The sequence below is a fragment of the Xanthomonas populi genome, assembly GCF_002940065.1.
GTDB lineage: Bacteria > Pseudomonadota > Gammaproteobacteria > Xanthomonadales > Xanthomonadaceae > Xanthomonas > Xanthomonas populi.
Map to the genome: position 1 here is coordinate 1 of NZ_MDEJ01000244.1, position 2,674 is coordinate 2,674.

At 59.6% G+C, this 2,674-nt stretch carries 1 protein-coding gene and 2 pseudogenes; 2 read left to right on the top strand and 1 reads right to left on the bottom strand.

Annotation, left to right across the window (positions count from 1 at the left end; all coding sequences use genetic code 11):
• Nucleotides 1–252, top strand: a pseudogene (locus tag XpopCFBP1817_RS20370) (hypothetical protein); the annotation flags it as partial.
• Nucleotides 249–1,135, top strand: a pseudogene (locus XpopCFBP1817_RS20375) (hypothetical protein). The pseudogenes XpopCFBP1817_RS20370 and XpopCFBP1817_RS20375, both read left to right, overlap by 4 nt.
• 447 nt (nt 1,136–1,582) lie before the next feature.
• Here XpopCFBP1817_RS20375 and XpopCFBP1817_RS20390 read toward each other — a convergent pair.
• Nucleotides 1,583–2,065: a hypothetical protein gene (locus tag XpopCFBP1817_RS20390; RefSeq protein ID WP_128418460.1), complete on the bottom strand. Its 483-nt coding sequence runs from the start codon at nt 2,063–2,065 to the stop codon at nt 1,583–1,585.
• Nucleotides 2,066–2,674 lie beyond the last annotated feature (609 nt).

The following is a 2,674-nucleotide window of genomic DNA, read 5'->3' on the forward strand; positions in this document are numbered from 1 at the left end:
ACCGTGTTCGAGGTGCTGCCGGCCAACTACGTGCACGCCCCCAAGATCTACCGACGCGGCCGCCCGGCCGCGTTGAAGGCATTGGCCAAGCTCCAGCGCCAGGCCAAACCCGCCAAGCCGGCCAAGACGCCGGCCGGCGCAGCGACCGTGGCCACCGTCGCCAAGATCCTGCCCAGCGATCGGGCGCAGCTGAAATTGCCCGGCCTGCCGCGCACCCGCAAGACCGCCCGCACCGCTGGTGCCGGCGTATGAGTGACCACGACGAACTCCACCAGGTGACCGCCGAGCGCGACGTGCTGGCCGCCCTGGTCGAGCAGCATGAAGCCCGGCTGCGGACCTTCAGCGCGGATCTGCAGCACGTGCTGATGGCCCAGCTCGGGGAACATGAGCTGGGAGCCGAATACATAGATGCGTGGCAGCGTCTGCACGCCTTGATCGCGCCAGTGGCCACCGCTACGCGTCCACATCGGCAGAGCTAGAGCAAGCCCAGGCCGATCACGCAGCACGCCTCAATGCCCTGGTGGCGCGCCACGATGAGAGCGCCGCAACCGACGCCATCGTGCAAACCGACTCGCCGGAGATCTACGAATTGCGTGTCGGGCTAGTGCATGCCAACGCGGCAATGTTCACCGGCCACCGCTTTGTGCACGCGCGGCTCTCCCAGATCCTAAGTTCGTATCGTGAATTGGTCCTGCGGCACATGCCGCAGTTCACTGAGGACGAATGGGCCGCGCTTGCAGAAATGCTCAACGACGAGTGCAACGAAGCGCACTCTTCATACCTGGACAGCCTGGATGAAGATGAGCAGCTATGCGATCACTTGCCACAAGGCCCGTGGACGACTGACGTGGATCGACTGGCAGACGTTGCGGCCAGCCGCGCCTCCGATCGGACAGCGCAACAGCAACAGAAAAACGCCGGTCACTGGGAAATCTTCGCACCCACAGTGGACTTGTTCGATCTTGCATCGAGGTTGTCAGCGCTGACCGATGTCCAACGCCTAGCTGCCTACGAGAAGCTGATGTGGCTGCTTTATCCGGAGCGCTGCGACTTGGTTGCCTACGACGCAGGGCAGGATGCGGCGATCACCGAGCTGTTGAACAGCTCGCAGCCTGTTTTAAGGGACCGTGCGTAGCATCACTAGCTTGGCGGTGGTAATCGTCTCGGAAAAACCACCACCCTTGAAGCGCGCGGACTCGCCAGGCTCTAAGTGGTCGAAGATTACCACTGCCCCCCCCTGACTTACGTGTCCGTCCGCCGCATAACCTTTGAAATCTGCCGCGATATACACGGCGTTTTGCGTGTTACAGCCACGACCGGAAATGCCAGATGACACTGAACATCCTGCGCTCCCGCGATATCACTTGCTACGGCGTGCTTTTAGAGCAGCATCCAGGGCATTGACGGCCCAGTCGGGACACGGGTTGGAGCTCGGTTTGTCGGGATCATTCAGCCATGCTCTAACAGTGCGCACCGCGCACGGTCTTTGAGTGTGTGCGCAGATGAGTGCCGCGCTCTCAGCCTGAGTTATTCCGTGTTTGGCAAGCAGGTATTTGTATCGTGTTCGGTTATCCATGGCCGACTACTCGCTGTCTTTTGGCGTCTCGATAACGATCCTCAACGACCCTTCTGTGGGCACTTCCAGCAGGCTACGAATTTGGCGGTTCAACGCGACGTCGAATGGACTTTGAAACCGGAAGTATTCGGGTGCCAAGAGGGCGACGAAAGGAGCAGTTAACATAGCGACCATCGAGATAAAGCCGAGCAGCTTGCGCAGACCCTCTGTGATCGCTGAGGGGGCTGCAGCTCGAAGATCGGTCAGCACGCCCGTGAGCGTGTCAGGCGTAAGCACTGCGAGCAGCAGGAATAGACCGACGACTACCGAAGGCAACGAGCTATAAAACTTCAAGAGCAGACGCACAATTGATCCAGCTGCGGCTACAGCCCATGCGAGATACAAACGTCGGTCTTTGTGGAGGCTTTTGACGATCTCTTGATAGGTTTCGGCTGGCAGCGAACCAACTTCGATCCCGTTGACATAGATGCGGGCAATGGATTTGCTCATCGTTTGATCTCATGCAATTTTATGGTCTAGTAGGCATAAGTGCCTACTAGACCACAGTAGGCACTTATGCCTATTGAGTCAATTGCCGTGGGATCTAGAAGCCTTACCCGCTATTTCAATGCCGCAACCGGCGCCGGTAAATCCTCACCAAACTCGCTGTGGCGTGCAACAACCGACGCCCAGCAGCGCCGTAACTCATCAACATCGATGTCCTCCCGTGGCGTCGACACATAGCCGCGACCGCCGCAGTCGCTGCAAAACACGTCCAAGCCTTTGCAGCTCGGGCAGCGTGCGAATTGCCAAAACGAGCGGTGCATGAACACGCCAGCGAAACAGAAGTAGCAGACGATCCCGGCTTGATCCAACGTTCCACACGGACCCCCACACGCGTCGCACACGCCAGGGGGGCCGAATTGCCACGGGTCTAGTCGAGGTCGTTTGCGCTTGCACATCCACCACATTACCCATGCCGATGTCGCACAACATGCGAAAACGATGCAATGCCGTGGGTCTGATCCAATCCAGGCGGGGGCGTGACCGCAAGCGGTCACCGGCTTGGGGTGCTGCGCACCGATGCCGCGTGCCGCGTCATCGCCAGTCGGCCCTAAT